General features: G+C 45.6%; 19 protein-coding genes and 1 pseudogene. 8 read left to right on the top strand and 12 right to left on the bottom strand.

Annotated elements, in window-relative coordinates; genetic code table 11:
* The coding region (locus IM322_RS20200; RefSeq protein WP_287676084.1) for a DUF2887 domain-containing protein at positions 1–447 on the top strand (447 nt) is incomplete at its 5' end.
* Positions 448–518: 71 nt separating this feature from the next.
* Here IM322_RS20200 and IM322_RS20195 read toward each other — a convergent pair.
* Positions 519–1,328, bottom strand: coding sequence for a DNA adenine methylase (locus tag IM322_RS20195; RefSeq protein WP_287676082.1), 810 nt, complete (start codon positions 1,326–1,328; stop codon positions 519–521).
* 353 nt (positions 1,329–1,681) lie between these two features.
* Between IM322_RS20195 and cysK the strand changes: the two genes are divergently transcribed.
* The 5 genes and pseudogenes from cysK to IM322_RS23565 all read left to right on the top strand — a co-directional run bounded on the left by cysK (position 1,682) and on the right by IM322_RS23565 (position 6,726).
* A complete protein-coding gene (gene cysK / locus IM322_RS20190) occupies positions 1,682–2,662 on the top strand; it encodes a cysteine synthase A (RefSeq protein WP_287676080.1) in 981 nt (326 codons plus the stop codon).
* A complete protein-coding gene (gene epsC, locus IM322_RS20185; RefSeq protein WP_042790612.1) occupies positions 2,659–3,618 on the top strand; it encodes a serine O-acetyltransferase EpsC in 960 nt (319 codons plus the stop codon). The genes cysK and epsC overlap by 4 nt, the downstream gene beginning before the upstream one ends.
* A gap of 76 nt (positions 3,619–3,694) precedes the next feature.
* Positions 3,695–4,627 carry a family 2A encapsulin nanocompartment shell protein gene (locus IM322_RS20180; RefSeq protein WP_002750434.1) on the top strand — a complete coding sequence of 311 codons (933 nt, stop codon included), beginning with the start codon at positions 3,695–3,697 and terminating at the stop codon, positions 4,625–4,627.
* On the top strand, positions 4,620–6,335 hold the full coding sequence (locus IM322_RS20175; protein WP_287676079.1) for a family 2A encapsulin nanocompartment cargo protein cysteine desulfurase: 1,716 nt from the start codon (positions 4,620–4,622) through the stop codon (positions 6,333–6,335). Before IM322_RS20180 ends, IM322_RS20175 begins: the two co-directional genes overlap by 8 nt.
* 205 nt (positions 6,336–6,540) lie before the next feature.
* Positions 6,541–6,726, top strand: a pseudogene (locus tag IM322_RS23565) (hypothetical protein).
* Here IM322_RS23565 and IM322_RS20170 read toward each other — a convergent pair.
* From IM322_RS20170 to IM322_RS20125, 11 genes are all read right to left on the bottom strand, one after another.
* Positions 6,713–7,522 carry a DNA adenine methylase gene (locus tag IM322_RS20170; protein ID WP_287676078.1) on the bottom strand — a complete coding sequence of 270 codons (810 nt, stop codon included), beginning with the start codon at positions 7,520–7,522 and terminating at the stop codon, positions 6,713–6,715. The pseudogene IM322_RS23565 and the gene IM322_RS20170 sit on opposite strands and share 14 nt — an antisense overlap.
* 157 nt (positions 7,523–7,679) lie before the next feature.
* Positions 7,680–7,949, bottom strand: coding sequence for a type II toxin-antitoxin system RelE family toxin (locus IM322_RS20165; RefSeq protein WP_287676077.1), 270 nt, complete (start codon positions 7,947–7,949; stop codon positions 7,680–7,682).
* Positions 7,946–8,176: a hypothetical protein gene (locus tag IM322_RS20160; protein WP_287676075.1), complete on the bottom strand. Its 231-nt coding sequence runs from the start codon at positions 8,174–8,176 to the stop codon at positions 7,946–7,948. The genes IM322_RS20165 and IM322_RS20160 overlap by 4 nt, the downstream gene beginning before the upstream one ends.
* Before the next feature lie 293 nt (positions 8,177–8,469).
* On the bottom strand, positions 8,470–9,231 hold the full coding sequence (locus IM322_RS20155) for a uracil-DNA glycosylase family protein (RefSeq protein ID WP_287676073.1): 762 nt from the start codon (positions 9,229–9,231) through the stop codon (positions 8,470–8,472).
* A 381-nt stretch (positions 9,232–9,612) separates the two neighbouring features.
* Positions 9,613–9,903, bottom strand: coding sequence for a hypothetical protein (locus IM322_RS20150; protein WP_287676072.1), 291 nt, complete (start codon positions 9,901–9,903; stop codon positions 9,613–9,615).
* A 36-nt stretch (positions 9,904–9,939) separates the two neighbouring features.
* Positions 9,940–10,035, bottom strand: a complete 96-nt coding sequence (locus IM322_RS23560; RefSeq protein WP_353737474.1) for a hypothetical protein — start codon at positions 10,033–10,035, stop codon at positions 9,940–9,942.
* A gap of 108 nt (positions 10,036–10,143) precedes the next feature.
* The gene (locus tag IM322_RS20145; RefSeq protein WP_287676070.1) at positions 10,144–10,719 is read right to left on the bottom strand and encodes a Uma2 family endonuclease; all 576 of its coding nucleotides are present in this window, start codon (positions 10,717–10,719) and stop codon (positions 10,144–10,146) included.
* A gap of 730 nt (positions 10,720–11,449) precedes the next feature.
* Entirely contained in the window at positions 11,450–12,298 is an 849-nt protein-coding gene (locus IM322_RS20140) for a Kelch repeat-containing protein (protein WP_287676069.1), read from the bottom strand.
* Between the two features lie 309 nt (positions 12,299–12,607).
* On the bottom strand, positions 12,608–14,539 hold the full coding sequence (locus tag IM322_RS20135; protein ID WP_287676067.1) for a transglycosylase domain-containing protein: 1,932 nt from the start codon (positions 14,537–14,539) through the stop codon (positions 12,608–12,610).
* A 170-nt stretch (positions 14,540–14,709) separates the two neighbouring features.
* Positions 14,710–15,195 carry a pentapeptide repeat-containing protein gene (locus IM322_RS20130; protein WP_287676066.1) on the bottom strand — a complete coding sequence of 162 codons (486 nt, stop codon included), beginning with the start codon at positions 15,193–15,195 and terminating at the stop codon, positions 14,710–14,712.
* Between the two features lie 264 nt (positions 15,196–15,459).
* Complete coding sequence (locus IM322_RS20125; RefSeq protein ID WP_286827192.1) at positions 15,460–16,641, bottom strand: RtcB family protein; 1,182 nt, start codon at positions 16,639–16,641, stop codon at positions 15,460–15,462.
* A gap of 363 nt (positions 16,642–17,004) precedes the next feature.
* Between IM322_RS20125 and IM322_RS20120 the strand changes: the two genes are divergently transcribed.
* Positions 17,005–17,979 (top strand): hypothetical protein, encoded by a 975-nt coding sequence (locus IM322_RS20120; RefSeq protein ID WP_286827191.1) that lies wholly within the window; start codon positions 17,005–17,007, stop codon positions 17,977–17,979.
* 657 nt (positions 17,980–18,636) lie between these two features.
* Positions 18,637–20,541 (top strand): molecular chaperone DnaK, encoded by a 1,905-nt coding sequence (gene dnaK, locus IM322_RS20115; protein ID WP_287676064.1) that lies wholly within the window; start codon positions 18,637–18,639, stop codon positions 20,539–20,541.
* Positions 20,542–20,754 lie beyond the last annotated feature (213 nt).

The raw sequence follows: 20,754 nt of genomic DNA, 5'->3' as shown, positions 1-20,754 counted from the left end.
CTGAATCAATTAGATGAGGGAGATTCTCTGGGGGTAAAAGTGTTACAATTAATTGTGGAATCGGAACCAAACACCTTAGCACAAGGAAAAGAACTGATTCAACAAGTTAGACAACAATTCCAGGAGTCTTTAAAAAGACGGAACATTCTAGAATTAATTGAGACAATTCTCATTTATAAATTGCCGAAATTAAACCGTAAGGAGATAGAAGCTATGTTTAGTTTAAGTGATTTAAGAGAAACTAAGGTTTATCAAGAAGCTTTAGAGGAAGGAGAATTATCCGCTAAAAAAAGCCTAATTTTGCGTCAGCTAAACTTAAAACTAGGTTCTATTCCTTTAAAGGTAGAACAAAAAATTAAACAGTTAAATCCTAATCAACTGGATAATTTGGCTCTTGCTTTATTGGATTTTTCGGATTTGGAAGATTTGCACCAATGGTTAAATTAATAGGATGAAGTACAGTCGTCAACCCAACATATAAGATTAGCTTACTGCTACCCAGTGCCTTCGGCATCGCACTAATAATTTTTGATCATTAATTCTCTACCAGATGCCGCCGCTCCTTGTTTATAGTTATTCATGCCATACTGAAGATTCCACTCGATAATATGGGCAAAATTAAAGAGCTTTCGTATCTCTGGACAATCATCGTAGGTAATTAACCATTTAGCCTGACATTGACGCATATTATCGGCAAAACGTTGATGATCGAAGCTGGTATGTAAATTCCCTCTTACACCGTACAAACGGGATTTTGTGGCACTATAGTAGGGGGGATCGAGAAATATAAAAACTTCTTTTCCCTCTTGAAATAATAATTCTTCGTAGTCTTGGTTAGTAATTTTTACCGATGCTAATAACGGCGCAATTTGAGTTAATCTGGCAATTGATGAATCAGTAAATCTACTGGTAAAAGCCGCTTGGGAATAACCCCCGGAATCCACTGTTCCCGAAAAAGTAATCCGATTTAAGATAAAAAAACGCACCGCTTTTTCAAAGTCGGTTAACTTTAAATCTTCCCTTGTCAAATCTTGAAATAATTCTCGTCCGTTATCATATTTCTGTTTAATTTCTGTTATTTCTGCTACCAATAACTCAATATTTTCTTGAGCGCATTGCCAGAAACAATATAAATCATAATTTAAGTCATTAATCCAATAGGTTTTTATTTGTTGTCCAAAGAGTTGCTTAACAGCAAAAAATACAGAACCACCACCAAAAAAAGGTTCTCGATATTCCCTAATATTCACAGGAATTTGCGGCAGAATTTGCTTAATTGCCCGGGATTTCCCCCCTGGATAGCGCAGAGGACTTTTAATTTTTGACATTTTATACTAAATCCGTTTATTAAAGACTGATTATCTATTCCCCCTTTTGCCCCTTGCATGAGCGCCTGTCCTGATATGTAGCCTATGCTCAACGGATTTAGTCTCAAGTATAACTCCCAATCCAACTTGAAAAACCCGCTCCCTTATCTCCACTTCCCGCCCTCCTATACCTTGATTCTTCAACCTCAGCGATCGCCCACCCCCCTTGATTGTAAAGATTTGTTTAGCTTGACCAGAGGTTGATAGTGCATAGGCTAGAATGAATTTCAAATGGATTCAAAATGAATTTCAAATGAATTCAAGATGAGCCAATCTGGTGAACTGTCGTATTTTGATCATGGAGTTGCCATTTTGTGAGTAAGAAATGGTTCGCAGATAACAGTTTGTCGATCGGGCGGACTCCTCTAGTGCGCCTTAATCGAGTCGTTGGCAACAGTCACGCCACGGTTCTGGCCAAGATTGAAGGTCGCAATCCAGCCTATTCAGTCAAATGTCGTATTGGTGCGGCCATGATCTGGGATGCAGAACAACGGGGATTATTGGGGCCGGACAAAGAACTGGTCGAACCCACCAGTGGCAATACAGGCATTGCCCTAGCCTTTGTCGCCGCCGCTAAGGGGATTCCCCTGACCCTGACCATGCCTGAAACCATGAGCTTGGAGCGGCGCAAACTGTTGCTCGCCTATGGAGCCAATCTGGTGTTAACAGAAGGGACTAAAGGCATGACCGGAGCAGTGGCAAAGGCAGAAGAAATTGCCGCATCTAATCCCGATCGCTATGTGTTGTTGCAACAGTTCCGCAATGCTGCCAATCCCCGCATCCATGAGGAAACCACCGGCCCTGAAATTTGGCAGGACACAGACGGGGCGATCGATATTCTCGTGTCGGGTGTGGGAACGGGCGGAACCATTACGGGAGTTTCGCGCTATGTCAAAAAGACCAGGGGAAAACCGATTTTATCGGTAGCAGTGGAGCCAGAAGCCAGCCCCATACTATCCCAAGCCCGGGCAGGTCAGCCCTTAAAGTCTGGCCCTCACAAAATTCAGGGCATTGGGGCGGGGTTTGTTCCCGAAGTTCTGGATTTATCCCTCGTGGATGGGATTGAAACCGTTTCCAACGAAGAGGCCATTCTTTATGCCCAACGGTTGGCCAAGGAAGAAGGGATTATCTCCGGCATTTCCTGCGGTGCCGCCGTCGCCGTCGCCGCTCGCTTGGCACAACAACCCGAACACCAAGGCAAAACCATTGTCGTGATTTTGCCAGATTCCGGAGAACGGTATTTGAGTTCCATCCTGTTCCAAGGGGTATTTAATGAGCAAGGGTTAGTGGCATGACGAGCGAGCATCCGAGCAGTTCCAGCGCTCTCTCCCAACCCACCTTGTCCTTGGATCTCGATGAAATTATCGCTCAATTGTCCAAACCTCGTGGCGAGTCGTTCCACAGTTGGTCTCAATCACGAAGCCATTTCCCCTTGCCCTCCCGTGAGGCCTTATTTCGGATTGTTGATCGACTGCGTGCCGTTCTTTTTCCCTATCACTTTGGCAATCCCGATTTAGGCGAAACATCCAGCCGCTATTTTATCGGTCATACCCTCAATGAAGTCTTGCAACTGCTGCATCACCAGGTTTGTCGCGAACAGTGGTTGCTGGGGTCACAGTTGCACTGGTCGTCAGACCAGATTGAGAAGCACGCCCAAGGAACGGTACAAGCCTTTGCCACTCAATTACCCCATCTGAAGGCTCTGCTGGAAACCGATATCACCGCGGCCTATCGAGGTGATCCGGCGGCCAGAAATTTAGATGAAGTATTGTTTTGTTACCCCGGGGTAACGGCAATCACTTATCACCGCATTGCCCATGCCCTGTATCGGTTGGACTCGCCCCTGTTGGCGCGGATTATCAGTGAAATTGGTCATTCCTTAACGGGGATTGACATTCACCCCGGGGCCTCGATCGGCAATAGCTTCTTTATCGATCATGGGACGGGGGTGGTAATTGGGGCAACCACGGTGATTGGCGACCGCGTGCGCCTTTACCAAGCGGTCACGCTCGGGGCGAAAAGCTTTCCCCGGGACGAATCGGGCAGTTTAATCAAAGGTCAACCCCGTCATCCGATTATTGAAGATGATGTGGTGATTTACTCAGGTGCAACGATTCTCGGTCGGGTAACTATCGGTCGGGGCGCAACCATTGGTGGAAATGTTTGGTTAACCCGCAGTGTGCCGCCGGGGGGTTTTGTCTCCCAGGCGCAACTACGACAGGAAATGTTTGATGACGGCTCTGGAATTTGAGGGGCTGTCCGGGCTGTGATTGTTCGGCCATAACAGTCGCTTTGTTACTTTTTTTTGAATTGGAGGATTTAACTCAATGACCTATACCCAAGATCATGAATTGCAACTGGCTTTGGGAGATGCTGCCGCTCGGCAGTTGGCCAATGCCACAAAGACCGTTCCTCAGTTATTGACCATTTCGCCCCGTTGGTTCGTTCGCCTCTTGCATTGGCTACCCGTTGAAGCGGGGATTTATCGTCTCAATAAAGTCAGGGATGCCTCCCGGGTTGAGGTGGCTTGCTCTGAACGAGATGAGCGGGAGCTGCCCGAAACCTTTGTGGATTACGAAGAGACCCCCCGGGAGTATTTCTTGAGTGCGGTGAATACGGTACTGGATGTTCACACTCGCGTGTCCGATCTCTACAGCAGTCCCCACGATCAGATCCATGAACAATTGCGCCTGACGATTGAAACGCTGAAGGAACGTCAAGAAAATGAGTTGATCAACAACCATGAGTACGGATTGCTCAACAATATTGTTGATTCCCAGAAAGTGCAACCTCGCAATGGTGCGCCCACGCCGGACGATTTGGATGAGTTGCTGGTGAAGGTGTGGAAAGAACCGGCATTTTTCCTCGCCCATCCTAAAGCGATCGCGGCCTTTGGCCGAGAAGCAACCCGACGGGGTGTACCCCCTGCCACGGTGTCATTATTCGGGTCTCAGTTTATTACCTGGCGGGGCGTGCCTTTGATTCCTTCCGATAAGTTGGCCGTGAATGAACAAGGCAAAACCAATATTTTGTTATTGCGGGTAGGAGAAAGCCGTCAAGGGGTGGTCGGTCTCTATCAGCCCAATTTACCCGGTCAACAGGGAGTTGGCTTGTCGGTGCGATTTATGGGGATTAGTCGCAAGGCGATCGCCTCTTACCTAGTCTCCCTCTACTGTTCGTTGGCAGTGTTGACCGACGATGCGGCGGCCGTACTGGAGAACGTTGATGTCAACCAATACCACATCTACGACTATGACTAACCCCGAACTGATCCCTGAAAAGGCGGGGGGGAATCTACCCGCTGTATCCCCGCCCACGACTGCCCCAACTGACGGAGAGAACATTTCTCTTAACCCCTTATTTCAACCTGACCTTCTTGAGCATCTCGCCCAGACGATAATTCAAGAACTACAACGGCACGACCTTGGAGCGGAGGTGGTCAAGGGGTTGAGTACAGATCGGGATTATCTGGTGCCATCCGCCGCGGCGATTCCCCCAACCCTGGACTTGCCGGCTACCCCCGCAACCTCCCCGGCTGCTGTGGGCGAACGGCCCACAGTTCCCTTGGCTGTACCCTTAGCCACCTCCTCTTTCTACTTCATTGAGGAGTTAGAAACAAAAATCCCCGACCTTCCGGCCGTAGTGGCCAAGCCTGAACAGCTTGTTCCGGTCGCGGCGTTCTCGCGTAGCGAGCGCTTTGCGATCGATCCCCTTTTTGTCCCCCATGCTAGCGGGCGAAGCGTTCAACGACCTAGCTTCTTTGATGTTCATACCGTTCGCCAGGATTTTCCCATCCTGCAAGAACGGGTGAATGGCAAACCACTGATCTGGTTCGACAATGCCGCAACAACTCAAAAGCCCCAAGCAGTCATCGATCGCCTCGTTCATTTCTACAGCCATGAAAATTCCAATGTGCATCGTGCCGCCCATGAATTAGCGGCTCGCTCCACAGATGCTTACGAAGCGGCCAGAGACAAGGTACGCCGTTTTCTCAATGCCTCATCTGCCAACGAAATCATTTTCGTGCGGGGGACAACGGAAGGCATTAATCTGGTGGCAAAAAGCTGGGGACAACAAACCCTGCAAGCGGGGGATGAGATTGTCCTCACCCATCTGGAACACCATGCCAATATTGTGCCTTGGCAGCAACTAGCCGCCCAAACGGGAGCAAAGTTGCGGGTTGTCCCCGTGGATGACCACGGGCAGATTTTACTGGCAGAGTACCAACAATTACTCAACTCCCGCACAAAACTGGTGGCCTTTTCCCATGTTTCCAATGCCTTGGGAACCATTACCCCCGCCAAACAAATCATTGACTTAGCCCATCGGGTCGGAGCTAAAGTCTTGTTAGATGGCGCTCAATCGGTTTCCCACATTCCGATCGATGTTCAACAATTAGGGTGTGATTGGTTCGTCTTTTCCGGACATAAAGTCTTTGGTCCGACAGGGATCGGGGTACTTTATGGTCAAGAAGACCTGTTGAATGCCACGGTTCCCTGGCAAAGCGGCGGCAACATGATCGTGGATGTGACGTTTGAGCGCACCGTGTATCAGGCGGCTCCCACTCGCTTCGAGGCCGGAACGGGCAATATTGCCGATGCCGTTGGCTTAGGGACGGCCTTGGATTATGTTCAGCAGATTGGTTTGACCACCATTGCCAATTACGAGCATGAACTTCTAGAGTACGCCACTGCGGGACTGACAACCATTCCGGGCCTGCGTTTGATTGGGACGGCGGCCGATAAGGCCAGCGTGCTTTCCTTTGTGCTACAGGGATTTGATGTGGAAGTCATCGGACAGGCCCTGAATCGGGAAGGGATTGCCGTGCGGGCAGGCCATCACTGCGCTCAACCCATTCTGCGACGCTTTGGTCTAGAGGCAACGGTGCGCCCTTCCTTGGCTTTCTACAATACTAAAGCCGAGGTGGATGCGCTGGTGGCTGCGTTGGAACGTTTGCAACACGAATAAACTGACTGGAATAGGTGCGGCAGCTTGTACACCTATTCCAGTTCCCCCTGAACTGCCACCTATTTAAAATGTATAGGAGGGTGGGGAGTGGGTTTTTCAAGTTGGATTGGGAGTTAATCATCCTATTAAAAACGGATTTGTCTGACTTTCTTAGCAAGGCTTTTGATGATTTTTCCAAATCTTTATCAATAATGCCAGCTAAATTATGGTAGTTAAATGGATCTTCTCGACTTTGTGTGATAATTTTTGCTTATGGAATCGTGAAATGCTTACTAGGCAACACTTTTAGGACTATTTTGTGGAAAAAACTATCAGTATAGACCTCGTTTCCACACAGAAACCAGAAGAGCCGATAAATACTCCACTACAATATGACACTAATAGTTTTTGATCATTAATTCCCTACCAGATGCCGCCGATCCTTGTTTATAATTATTCATGCCATACTGAAGATTCCACTCGATAATATGGGCAAAATCAAAGAGTTTTCGTATCTCTGGACAATCATCGTAGGTAATTAACCATTTAGCCTGACATTGGCGCATATTATCGGCAAAACGTTGATGATCGAAGCTGGTATGTAAATTACCTCTTACACCGTACAAACGGGATTTTGTGGCACTATAGTAGGGTGGATCAAGAAAGATAAAAACTTCTTTTCCCTCAGCAAATAATAATTCTTCGTAGTCTTGGTTAGTAATCTTCACCGATGCTAATAACGGCGCAATTTGAGTTAATCTGGCAATCGATGAATCAGTAAATCTACTGGTAAAAGCCGCTTGGGAATAACCCCCGGAATCCACTGTTCCCGAAAAAGTAATCCGATTTAAGATAAAAAAACGCACCGCTTTTTCAAAATCGGTTAACTTTAAATCTTCCCTTGTTAAATCTTGAAATAATTCTCGTCCTTTATCATATTTCTGTTGAATTTCTGTTATCTTTGTTACCAATAACTCAATATTTTCTTGAGCGCATTGCCAGAAACAAAATAAATCATAATTTAAGTCATTAATCCAATAGGTTTTTATTTGTTGTTCAAAGAGTTGCTTAACAGCAAAAAACACAGAACCACCACCAAAAAAAGGTTCTCGATATTCCCTGATATTTACAGGAATTTGCGGCAGAATTTGCTTAATCGCCCGGGATTTCCCCCCGGGATAACGCAGAGGACTTTTAATTTTTGACATTTTATTGACTAATTTACTGGCCGCAGTTTGGTTTGGGTGTTGAGGCTATCCGCTGCAAACCCTATTTAGACACTAGAGATGCTCAATAAACGCCTCAACTGTAACTTGGGCTTGCTTAAGAATTCCATTTAACGTGCTAACCCTCAACTCGCTTCAATTACATCCGTTTCAGTAATTCATCGTACTCATCATGTGAGCCAATCCAATACCAGTAGATATGATCGGATTCCAACAAACCCAAGACTCGGTAGTTGAGGCTGACACGGGCAGAATAAATCGGTTGCTTCTGACTAACGCGCTTGAACTGAAGACTTGGATGATAAGGGTCTTTCTGCCAAAGGGTATAGGCTTGATCAGCTTGCTCCTGAACGGATGCGGGAAGATCATCTAACCGCTTGCGAAATGATTTGGTGACACTTGACTTCATCTTTGCCTTGGGAAAACTTTACCAAGTGGAGCAGTTTTACCTTCTGCTATTTCCTGCCGCACCATTGCCGCCATCTGATCCCATTGATCGTCTGTTGTGGCAGCAAAACGGGTTTCCCACTTTTCCTCATCCTGCAACTCTGCCAAAAATCGAGCGGCGATCGCATCTTGCTGATCGGGTGGGAGTTTTTGGATTTGAGCGATCGCCTGTTGGAGCAGTTCAGTCATAATTCAATAGGGAAAAATCGCAATGCCGATGATTTCCTGATTTTAATAGATGTTTCCAAGTATCTCCAATGTTTATCCTACCGCGTTTAATCTTGCTTCCGAGGGTGTTGGGTAACAGTCGTCAACCCAACCTATAAGATTAGCTTACTGCTACCCAGTGCCTTCGGCATCGCACTGATAACCCAAGTCGCATAACGTTCTCAGTCAGCAGATCAAAGCCACATATCGCATTCATTATAGATCAATCCTGTGAGTCCGCTGCACTGAGATTGTTCGACTACGCGCATCCACACCTACGTTATTGATTCTGTCGCTAAAGCATCCCGTAGCTTTTCAAGTTCATTATGTTGCAAACACTTGGCAAAAGAACGACAGCGTCGTGCATTGGGATGAGGAAGAAATGTAAACAATCTTTGATGGCCACCTATTTCAATAGGTTCGGATAGGAATTTTTCTGGAGGGATTTCAAATTCTTTTTGAATCGCTTTTCTTGCAGGTACTCCTAAAACTACTATTACTCTTGCTTTTGCTAATTCTAAAATCCTCCTTAAATATGCTTGGACACATTGCTCTTGCGATTGTTTTACCCCCATTTGTTTACGAGATTTGCAATGTACTATTTCTGTAAGTGCATAATCGAGTCCTGGGATAACATCCCGATGAAGTAGTTCAATAGAGCGTTTCTTAACTTCTGCCCAAAATCGAGTGGCACGACTATATGTTCCATCTATTTGCAACGATTTTGTACCACTAATAATCCAGTTTTTATCTCCTCCTCCAAAACGGTTATTAAAATAATCATAAACTTCTGTCGATGACCAATCCCAATTTGGATACACTTCATCACAACTAATTGATGGATTGGAACTTAGAAAAAGAATGGGTGCTTTCTCTATTTGCCCACTCCACGGTTCAGGAATGTGGAATTTGGTTATTCCGAGTGTATTCTGATATTCAACAATTTTACGACATGGATTTTCAGCAGCAGAATCCTCTAAACATTGTCGTGCATAGTGGCAATTAGCAATTTCATCTAGGAGGGATTTTTCAGACATTCTCAATAATCAATCCGCTATGAACTTAGAGAAGATTCAGCAGTCGAGCTACATTATTGTAGCGACATTTTCTGGATAGTCAACCCCCAGAGGATAAAAAACAGAAACTTTCTGTATATCCACCCCGTAAAGAATTTTATCCAGAAACTTTCCGTATATTTTCCGATGATAGGCATAAAAATTCAAATGTCATACTATCCTGAAAAATTCTGAACATGATTCTGTGGAAAAACTCCCTAAAAAGTCCCTTGAACAAGTTACTAATGTCATTCGTTTAAAGCATTACTCTTACAAAAACATAGCTACCTCTACTCAATCCATGAATTACGATCAAACTAATTAGATTAAAAGATGGCCTAACGGTTGAACTCACCCGCCTTGTCAAAGTCTAGCACAAAATCGGGTGCAGTGATATGTCAGACAGTCGGTAGCCGGTAATCGGGAACTTTTGTTAAGATTGCCTGATACTTTTCTCGACTTCCCCTTTTGGCTCTTTCTATCTCGACTTCCCCTTTTGGCTCTTTCTATTAGGTAATTTTCTGTCATCAACGCTGAAAGTTTCTCAGCGATCGCAGTAGAGATAAATTGATCGATCGAAATTCCATCACGAGCCGCTAGATCATCTAAACTTTTCTGTAATGAGTCGGGAATTTGGACTTGGATGGTACTCATGGTAACTTACCTATTAATCGTAGGAAACCTGAAGGCTCAAGCAGACATAAACCAAATTGCACCTGCAAAGTCACGGGTGTTATATGTGATTATACTCTGACATCCTGCTTTAACTGCAAGCTCCAATACCATATCGTCTTTGGGATCACGCAGAAATGGTCGCCACAGGAAGAAAATTTCATGAGGTATCCCAACCGAGCAATAGAAATCAATTAAGTCCTCGTGCTTCTCCCCAGACTTCTACTTACTTTGTCTAGCTTGACCAACTTTTAGCCATGCAAAGATTTGTTGTGGAGTCAGTGTCAACTGAACCCCTGCAATTACCTTAAGCTGGTGATCCCCTCTGCAAACTTCCGGCTCTTGTTGGTCCGTAAACATTAAAACAGAATAATCATCTGGATCAAGCATCCATCCTAATTTACTGCCATGTTTTAAACAATGTAGAATGTTGTCAATTACACGGTTTACCTTTTGATCGGGTGAAAGAATTTCGATAGTCCAATCAGGTGCTTCGGTAAAGTCGTCCTCTGGTTCACCTGCTTGATTGAGGTTAATTCGATTCCATGCAATTACGGCAACATCAGGAACGATCGAACGCCCGCCGAAGGTACATCGCAACTCAGGTAAGGCTGTATAATCAACAGTATGGCTGTCAACCTCAGCTAAAAGACGTTTTTGCAGGATAGAGTGTCGAGTCTTAGGCATCGGTTTCTGAATTGCGACTCCATCCAGGTATTCCCATGCTGGAGAATCCTCCAAATATGGCAATTTGAGGAAATCTTCAAGGGTGAGACTCTCAGCCAAGGAAATCGTCATCGGTTCAAGCAAAGGTTTTTTTTGTGACTTTATTATAAATGAACTTTATCTGGGTTTCTTACCCACGATTCAGGTATATTTGATGAGAATTTGCCATCTCAATCAAATGGGTCGATTTCTTATACCATTTTTCTTTATTCGCGTCACAACGAATGAAGATTTGGCAAGCATTCGAGCGTGGATGTCTGTCATGGATTTAGAAATTTGGTATTAACTATTCTGACTGGTATCACTGGAAATGCTCACAGAGATCACAAAATTGGTCAATTGTCGATAGCTTTTCAGATGCTCTCACCCTGATTTATAAGGCTCCTCTTTTAATCGGGTGAAAAAGGAAAAAATGAAGGCTTATCGCTTAGGGGCAAGCCTAACCTGCTCCTATAATACCAAAATACTCAAACTAACGCTGAACTCTAGACTGCTGAAAAACATCGTCAATGCAAGGCTGTGACCAGTATTTTCCAGTGTCTCTAAACTATTTACCTCAATGGCAGAGCAATATTATTTAAATTCCTAAACATGAGAGATAAACAGTCCCGTAGGGTGGATTAGCGCAGCGTAATCCGCCATATAAGGTGCTAAACATGAGAGATAAATGTTAATTCGCCATATAAGGTGCATTACTTCGTTAATGCACCCTACAGATCGGCGATCGCACTGCGATTAGCGATCGCACTTCGTTAATGCACCCTACAGATCGGCGATCACACTTCCCACTCGGCCGCCGTTGTCAAGCCGGGTGTCCCGCAACGATAACGCCGTACTGGTTGTTGCCGGTGATGCCGACAATCTTCTTCATCCTCGGAACATCGGCCTTCTTCTCCCATATCTGGCTGGTGTAGTTCGTCATCAGCCAAACTTCGTGCCCCGAGTCACCACCGATGATCGCCACTCCGCCGATGTTGCTGCCAGCAATGTCGTGAATCTCCACGGGGCAACTGCGAACCTCGAACCACCGTCCACGGTAGTCGTCGAGGACGGCGACCTGTCTGTTGTTTTCACCGCCGAAGGCGGTCACCCCGTCGTGATTGAACCCCGCGATCCCCTTGAGGGCGAAAGGGGCGGCGTCTCGCGTCCGCTGCCATTGCGGTGCCGAGTAGTTGCTCAGGTAGTAGACCTCTCGGTTGTCAGCGCCGCCGCAGATGACCGGCCCCCCCGCGTCGTTAAAGCCAGAGATGTCTTCGATATCGACGGGGCAGTCAGGCAGCGGTGCCCAAACGCCCACTGCGTAGTTGGCGATGTACGCCACCTTCTTCCCGCCGAACGCGATCAGGCCGCTGAGATTGTGACCGGTCAGTCCATCGACCTTGAACGGCGCATCGGCGATGCGCCGCCAACGGTTTCGGCTGTAGTCGGGGTTGATCGCCACTCGGTCGCCGTTCGGTCCCCCGACGACGGCAACGCCGCCGCAATTGCTGCCCGCCAAGTCCCGAGCCGGGAACACGAGGCCGACCGGAGGGAGTGTCTTCCACGTGTTTGTGGCGTAATCGTCCATGACATGGACGATTACCACCTCCTCGTCGGCCTTTGTCGAGGCGACGTTGAACTCCTCCAGCGTAGCCAGGGGTTGCTTCTCCACGACATCACCTCCCGAATGAATTATCGCCGAACCATTTATTAGACTGACAGTTTCCATCTAAGATACCAAATCAGGGTGATTAGACCGACAGCGTCCATATAAGATCCTGTCTGGGGGTGATTAGACCGACTAGATTCTGCCTAATATCCCAAATCGGGTGATTAGATCGAAAAAGTCCATATAAGACCCCGTATGGGGTGATTAGATTAGACTGATAATTTCAGTGTACTTCCAGTGGCGATCAACGACTAACAAAGTTCATACTATTTAACGAAAATGTTCGCAAGCATAACTAACTAGATTAACCATCTACTTAACTGTTGGTTTGCGGAATTTGGAAGGAGAGGGAAAATATTCTACTCGTTCATTTTTCAGAGCTTGTGCCATGAAATCGCGCCAAATGGGAGCGGCAAAACCACCACCGGTGATACCTTTACCTAAAGTGCGGTTTCGGTCATCTCCAATCCACACCGCGGTGGCTAATTGGGGAACATAACCGACAAACCAGACATTTTTCTCGTTATCAGTAGTGCCGGTTTTTCCCGCTGCCGGACGACCGATTTGGGCCGAGGTGGCTGTTCCTCCCTGAATCACTCCCTGTAACACAGAATTAAGAGAAGCGGTGGCCCAGGGGTCTAAAACTAGCTTCGGTTTGGGTGTATTATCGAGCATGACGTTACCACGGCTATCAGTAACACGCATGATAAAGGTAGGCTTAGAATGCCAGCCATTACTGGCAAAAGTAGCGTAGGCCCCCGCCATTTCCAGAGGTGTCACATCCACGGAACCTAAAGGTAAAGAAGTCACGGCAATTAAAGGACTCTCGAAACCCAACAGACGACAGACTTCAATGACTTTGTTAATCCCGACGCGACGACCGAGAACAACTGCGGGAATATTCAGAGACTGCATCAGAGCGCTACGTAGGGAAACTTGACCAGAATAGCCGCCACCGTAGTTTTTTGGGCTATAGAAGCCGCCGGCCTCGCGAAAACGTATGGGAGCATCATTAACCACGGTTTCGGGGGTAAAACGACCACTAGCGAAGGCAGTATAATAGACGAAAGGTTTAAAAGCTGACCCCGGTTGACGACGGGATTGAATGGCGCGGTTTAATTGACTTTTATTGTAATCAACGCCACCGACGAGCGCCTTGACGAAATGGGTGCGGGGATCCACTGCGACTAGAGAAATTTGTAGGTCTTTGGTACGAATACCGCGACCACGCAAGCTATTATAGGCCCGTTGGATGGTAGATTCGGCCATGTTTTGAAAGTCGAGATCGATCGTGGTTTGAATCCGCATTCCCCCTTTAGTTAGGGTTTCCTTGCCAAATTTTTGCCGCAATTCTGCCACCACTGCATCGGTAACGTAGGGTAATTTACTTTCTTGCCAAGCGGTGGGTTTACCCAGTTTCAGAGGTTCCTTTAAAGCGGCCTCTTCCTGTGCGGGGGTAATCCAACCTAAGCTACGCATCCGACTGAGAACCAGTGCCTGTCTTTCCTTGGCGGTTTTATAATTATTAAAAGGACTATAAACTTCCGGCGCTTGGATTAATCCGGCCATCATCGCCGATTCTGCTAAATTTAACTCGGCAGCGGGTTTATTAAAATAACTTTTAGCGGCGGTTTGCACTCCGTAATTATTATGACCCCAATAGATATTATTGAGGTACATTTCCAGAATGTCATTTTTGCTAAAAACCTGTTCCACTCGTACTGCCAGGACTGCCTCGGCTAATTTACGGCTAACGGTGCGCTGATGGGAAAGAAAAATATTTTTGACTAACTGCATGGTGATAGTAGATGCACCTTCCACCACACCGCCACTTTTCCAGTTAGCGACTACTGCCCGGCCGATACTATTAGGATTAATACCACGATGGTGATAAAAATGGCTATCTTCGATCGCCATCACTGCGCGTTTCAGATTGGGAGATATTTGATCGAGTTCCACCACTTCCCGATTCGCTTCTCCGTGTAAGCTGGTCAGGGGTCTGCCTTTAACATCGTAGATATAACTGGTTTCCGTGGGGACGTAACCCCGTAAAATCCTCACATCGGGTAGATTGCGGTAACTAATCGCCAATCCTACCACAGCCCCCGTCACCACGGCCGTGGATACCATCAACAGGCCGAGAGCGGTTCCTCCTGCAACTCTAGAGACTCCTTGGAAAAAGCTATCCGAGTCACTACTAGGTTTCTGCTCTTTGTCTTGATTGCCGAGGGTACTGGTGGACACGATGGTTACAATTTCCTTTTTCCAAGAGGGGACTGATCGATCGAACTGGTTTGAAAGTCTATTCTAAAGGTTTTGTTAAAAAATCGAATACTAGCTTACAGCAATTATGGCCGATCTGGCTCTAGTTTGATCGGTCATGACAGTGCGATTCGGGGCAGCATAGTTAGGTATCAGCGACAAAATAGGGTATCGCGGGTATTTCTGCCAGTTACTGGGTTAGTTCCCGTCGCTCTCTCACAAAGATATTTTTCCACATCCGAGCGAATAATTGCATCGGTAAAATCGGCCCCGTCGATAATTGCACCTTTGATTAAAATGTTAGTGGCAAAAGCTCCTTCGAGAACAGCATTGGTAAAGTTGGCTTTGGTTAAACGGGCCGATTCTAAATCCACATTTCTCATATTGGCATCGCTAAAGTTGGCCCCCTCCAAGTTGGCAGAAAAAAAGCGTACTCCTTCCAGATTGGCATGACTGAAGTTACTACCGCGCAGATTAGAGTGATCGAAGGTGGAATCGCGCAAATCCTGCCCCGCAAAGTCGTTATCGGTCAAATTGCGATTATTATAACTTAGCGCTTGGGCCGGAGCCAAGGAGAATAATAATACTAATATACTAGCAAAAAGGGTTAGTAGAGTTTTGCGAGAAAATTGCGCCATATTGCCACCTGATCAATCAACCCTTTCTATAATAAGCTGTACTGCATTTAAACCGCCTATTGGGAATTTTAGTACAAATGCTCGAACTACCCGCTTCCCTATACCTTTGAAACAGGATTTAGTATTCCCAATGACAATATCGAAAGAGCGATCGCTAAAGGGGCGGGAACTTGGGAAATTGACATCCTCACCACCGTAAACGGACGGTGAGGATGTCAAGCTAGGGAAAAAACAGCAAAAATCGATCGCTCTTGCCATGATTTGTTAACCTTTGACGCACATCACCTGCTTGAGAGTGGCGACAATTTCCACTAGATCCGCCTGTTGATTCATCACCTGTTGGATCGGTTTATAAGCTCCCGGAATCTCATCAATAACGCCCTCATCTTTGCGGCATTCAACCCCTTGGGTTTGGGCGATTAAATCATCAAGAGTAAAGGTTTTTTTAGCCAGATTTCTCGACATCAAGCGCCCGGCCCCGTGGGAACAGGAACAGAAGCTATTATGTTCTCCTTTGCCCTTAACAATATAAGATTGCGCTCCCATGGAACCGGGGATAATACCATAATCGGTTTCTCTGGCGCGGACGGCTCCTTTTCGGGTGACATAAACCTCCTCCCCAAAATGAATTTCTTTTTCGGCATAATTGTGATGACAATTAACCACTAAGAGGGGTTTAGTTGGTTTGCCTCCCGCTAGATGTTTTTCAAGAATGCGTTTAAATCTAGCCATCATAATTTCCCGATTATAACGGGCATATTCCTGGGCCCATTGCAGGTCGTGCCAGTAGGCGGTAAATTCTTCTGTACCGGCGACAAAGTAGGCCAAATCGAGGTCAGGCAATTTACCTTCTGCTAGTTTGGCTAACTCTTTAGCAGTATTAATATGACATTGGGCTAGTTGATTACCAATACCTCTAGAACCGGAATGCAGCATTAACCAAACTTGATTGTCTGTATCTAAACAAATTTCGATAAAGTGATTACCACCCCCCAGAGAACCCATTTGTTTAAGGGCTTTTTTCTCTAGGTTTTGCACGCCTCGATGAATCTGTTTAAATTCCGCCCATTTTGGCCATTTAGTTACTTCCCGATCCACTTCTTTATTTTCCGCAAAACCGACGGGAATATTTTCTTCCACATCGAGGCGAATTTTTTTAAGTTTTCCCTGCAATTGTTCACCGGTGAAAGGCATTTTTAGGGCAGCCATGCCGCAACCGATATCGACTCCGACGGCGGCAGGAATTACGGCATCTTTGGTGGCAATCACCGAACCGACTAAAGCGCCTTTACCCAAGTGAACATCGGGCATTAAAGAAATGTGTTTATAAACAAAAGGTAGGGAAGCGACATTTTTGGCCATTTGGGTTTCTTGGGGTCCCAATTCATGGCCCGCCCAAGATAAAATCGGTGTTGGTGTGGAAAGTGCCAGAGTTTCGTAAGTCATATTTTTTATGAAATAATCAAATAAAAAGCCAATACAACTAAAATAACGCAATTGAGATTCTGCGATAAATTAGATAAATTGTTATCGGCGATCGTGTTTTAACACAGAGGATAAGCTGTTGACTATCTAAATTACTCGTTCAGACTGCACCAGAGTTCTGAGCATTTGTACTAAAATTGTCAAGACGCAGTTTAAATGCAGTACAGCTTATTACCTATATTACATTATATACTACATTCGTGTTATCAACAAGTTCCCAGAAAGAGCAGGCATTGGGGAGCTTTTTGCTGTGATCGGTAAACAGTAAGCTGTTCAGCATCTAAATAGCGTATAACAGAAACAGTAACTTAGTCAAAAAATTCAATGATGAGCAATCTTACTGATTTACTCGCACTTCCATTTGGCAAACCTTTAGCTGAGATCGATGCCACAATCCTTGAGAGTTTTGGGGATAATTGTTACAAAATAAATGATCAGATTTATTTATTAACAATGAGTATTGACAATATTCCTGTATATAGAGGTCTTGCTTGGGTAGTTTCTGAGCGGGCAGCCGCCTGGATTTTTACAGGTCGTTGGTCTGATGATGAAATCAAACTGCCGCCACCAGATATTCTTTTACCAATGTTTACTATAAAAGATTATCAAAGTGTTTGTGAATTTGGCCGGCAAGTAGATCAGAAAAACTTTGTTAATGATCTTCCAGGGCCGCGAAGAGTAAAATTTAGCAACTACACTTACTATTATCGCATGGTAGAACCCCGTCAATCGGATGATCCTATTGGTATCGAGATCGATCGCCGACCAGAACAGTATAGGTATTGGGGAAATTCTCTAGTCATTATTAATAGTTGGCAAAGAACGATAACTAAAACCTTTCTTGACTTTCAACAATGTTCTCTTAACAATTTAAGAGGAGGGGGAGTCAATACTGGTAGTCATCTTATTCAGTTGAGAAGTTTTGGAAAGCCTGATAATTATCGGGAATCTATTTTATCTGTTTTTAATCCACCTACTCTATGCTATTTTGATTTGGGCTTAGAATTTGGGCCTTCTGTAGATATGCGTTTGGCCTACATCTACATCTATTTACAACCTAACTGTAGCAGTTTATTTTCCGAGGAAACCCGTTCTTCTACCTTTAGGGTTTTTTCTGGTGATCTTCTTTACGGAAATAGATTAATTAGTGCCTCTGAATTAGAGGATTTTCCTGGGTTAATTAACAGTTTTCAAGATAGCAGATTTAAACGATATGACACCGATACTTATATTCAAGAAATAAATGGAATACGCACAGGAACAATTGTTTTTACTCATGATTACATAATCTTATATTAATAAGTAGGTGGGTGGAATTAAATATAAGATGAACGTAGGTTGGGTTGAAGCATGAAACCCAACGCCCGCTCATGTTAGGCTACCGCTAACCCATCCTACAAATAATTGTGCCTCCCTACTTAGCACGATCTTTCAGTTATTAATAAAGTAAAGTGGCTCTTCTGGTTTCTGTGTGGAAACGAGGTCTATACTGATACTTTCTTCCGCAAAATAGCCCTAAAAGTCTTGCCCGATAAGCATTTCACGATTCCATAAGCAAAAATTATCACACAAAGTCGAGAAGAGCCGTAAAGTGCGGTAAATTTCTGAACTCTGGTAATGATCTTGATGTCTGAGATTCATATTTTCTACTTAAAAGAGAGGAAGTGAGGGATTTCCACCACCACTCCAGGGAAACCAAGGAGAGCGAGCATGGAGTGGTAAGAACTAAGAGTTTGTCTCACTTCTGACTCCTTTCCTTCACCACTAACTCTTTGATCCCGAACTGACATTAGCAATACTACCAAAAAGGTTCGGATACCTACACTATCGAGAAAGCGGGGTTATTTTGCACTATAGAGATAACGAAGGAACTGATAGGGGTGGGTATCGCCTAAAAACCGAGTACAGTTCCGATTCTAGAAGTCACTATAGTTGTATCGGAGCAGCACAAAGATTATGGGAAAAGTAGTTGGAATTGACTTAGGGACGACTAACTCCTGCGTCGCGGTTATGGAAGGGGGCAAACCCACCGTTATCGCCAACGCCGAAGGATTTAGAACCACGCCCTCAGTCGTCGCCTACGCCAAAAATGGCGAGCGCCTAGTAGGACAAATCGCCAAACGTCAAGCGGTAATGAACCCGCAAAATACTTTTTATTCCGTCAAACGCTTCATCGGCAGGAAATTCAACGAAGTTACCAACGAAGCCACGGAAGTATCCTACAAAACTCTCCAAGACGGCAACGGCAACGTTAAATTAGACTGTCCTGCCCAGGGCAAACAATTCGCCCCCGAAGAAATTTCCGCCCAGGTACTGCGGAAACTGGTGGAAGATGCCAGTAAATACCTCGGCGAAACCGTTACCCAAGCAGTCATCACCGTACCCGCTTATTTTAATGACTCCCAACGTCAAGCCACTAAAGATGCCGGTAGAATTGCTGGGATTGAAGTTCTCCGCATTATCAACGAACCCACTGCCGCCTCTCTTGCCTACGGATTAGACAAAAAAGCTAACGAAACCATTCTCGTTTTTGACTTGGGTGGGGGAACCTTTGACGTATCGGTTCTAGAAGTGGGTGATGGTGTCTTTGAAGTTCTCGCTACCTCTGGAGATACTCATCTCGGTGGTGATGACTTCGATAAAAAAATCGTCGATTATTTAGCCGGAGAATTCAAAAAAGTTGAAGGAATAGATCTCCGTCAAGATAAACAAGCCCTGCAACGTCTCACAGAAGCGGCAGAAAAAGCCAAAATTGAACTTTCTAGCGTTACCCAAGCGGAAATTAACCTGCCCTTCATCACCGCTACCGCCGAAGGACCAAAACACCTAGATACCACTTTAACCAGAGCTAAATTTGAGGAAATTTGCGCTGATTTAATCGATCGCTGTCGTATTCCCGTCGAAAATGCCATCCGTGATGCCAAAATCAATAAATCTGCCCTCGATGAAGTGGTTCTCGTCGGTGGTTCAACCCGGATTCCCGCCGTTCAGGAATTAGTTAAAAAAGTTCTGGGCAAAGATCCTAACCAAAGCGTTAACCCCGATGAAGTGGTAGCCGTCGGCGCTGCTATTCAAGGCGGTGTCCTCGCCGGTGAAGTCAAAGATATTCTTCTACTTGATGTTTCGCCCTTGTCTTTGGGTGTGGAAACCCTCGGCGGTGTGATGACGCGGATTATTACCCGCAACACCACTATCCCCACCAAAAAATCGGAAGTTTTCTCCACAGCAGTAGATGGACAAACTAACGTGGAAATCCACGTCCTGCAAGGGGAACGGGAAATGGCCAAAGATAACAAGAGTTTGGGAACTTTCCGACTCGATGGTATCCCTCCCGCTCCTCGTGGTGTGCCTCAAATCGAAGTGGTCTTCGACATCGATGCTAACGGTATTTTAAATGTCACCGCTAAGGATAAAGGTACAGGAAAAGAACAATCGATCAGCATCACCGGCGCTTCTACCTTGCCCCAAAATGAAGTGGAACGCATGGTTAATGAGGCAGAATCGAACGCCTCGGTCGATAAGGAACGTCGTGAACACATTGAACGCAAAAATCAAGCTGATTCCCTCGTTTATCAAGCTGAGAAGCAGTTAGCCGAGTTGGGCGATAAGGTTCCCCCATCCGAGAAAAATAAAGCCCAGGCATTGATTAAAGATCTGAAAGAAGCGATCGCTCAAGACGATGATGGTAAGATCAAAACCATCCTACCGGAATTACAACAAGCCCTCTACGCGATCGGTAGCAGTATGTATCAGCAAGGAGTCCCTAGTAATCCCCCCGGTGGCAATGATGACAATGGCCCCTCTGGTGGTGCTGGTGGCGGCGATGATGTCATCGATGCGGAATTCTCCGACGCTAAATAAAAATTAAGTTCTTAGCTTCGGGAAGGACACAAGTTAACTTGTGTCCTTTTTTTGTTGCGGCTTTCTTACAGATAAGTAGGGTCTGCTGAAAAAGTTTTTCGGTGGGGGTTGGGGGTTGGGGGTTGGGGGTTGGGGGATGGGGGATGGGGGATGGGTTTTACCGATTTTCAGGTGGTCAACTACCTAATTTTCAGGGAAAAAGTACCTGAATTT

Source organism: Microcystis sp. M109S1, assembly GCF_020247025.1.
Classification (GTDB): Bacteria; Cyanobacteriota; Cyanobacteriia; order Cyanobacteriales; family Microcystaceae; genus Microcystis.
Note: the sequence above shows the minus strand (reverse complement) of the source record. Positions and strands in the feature narration are given on the sequence as shown.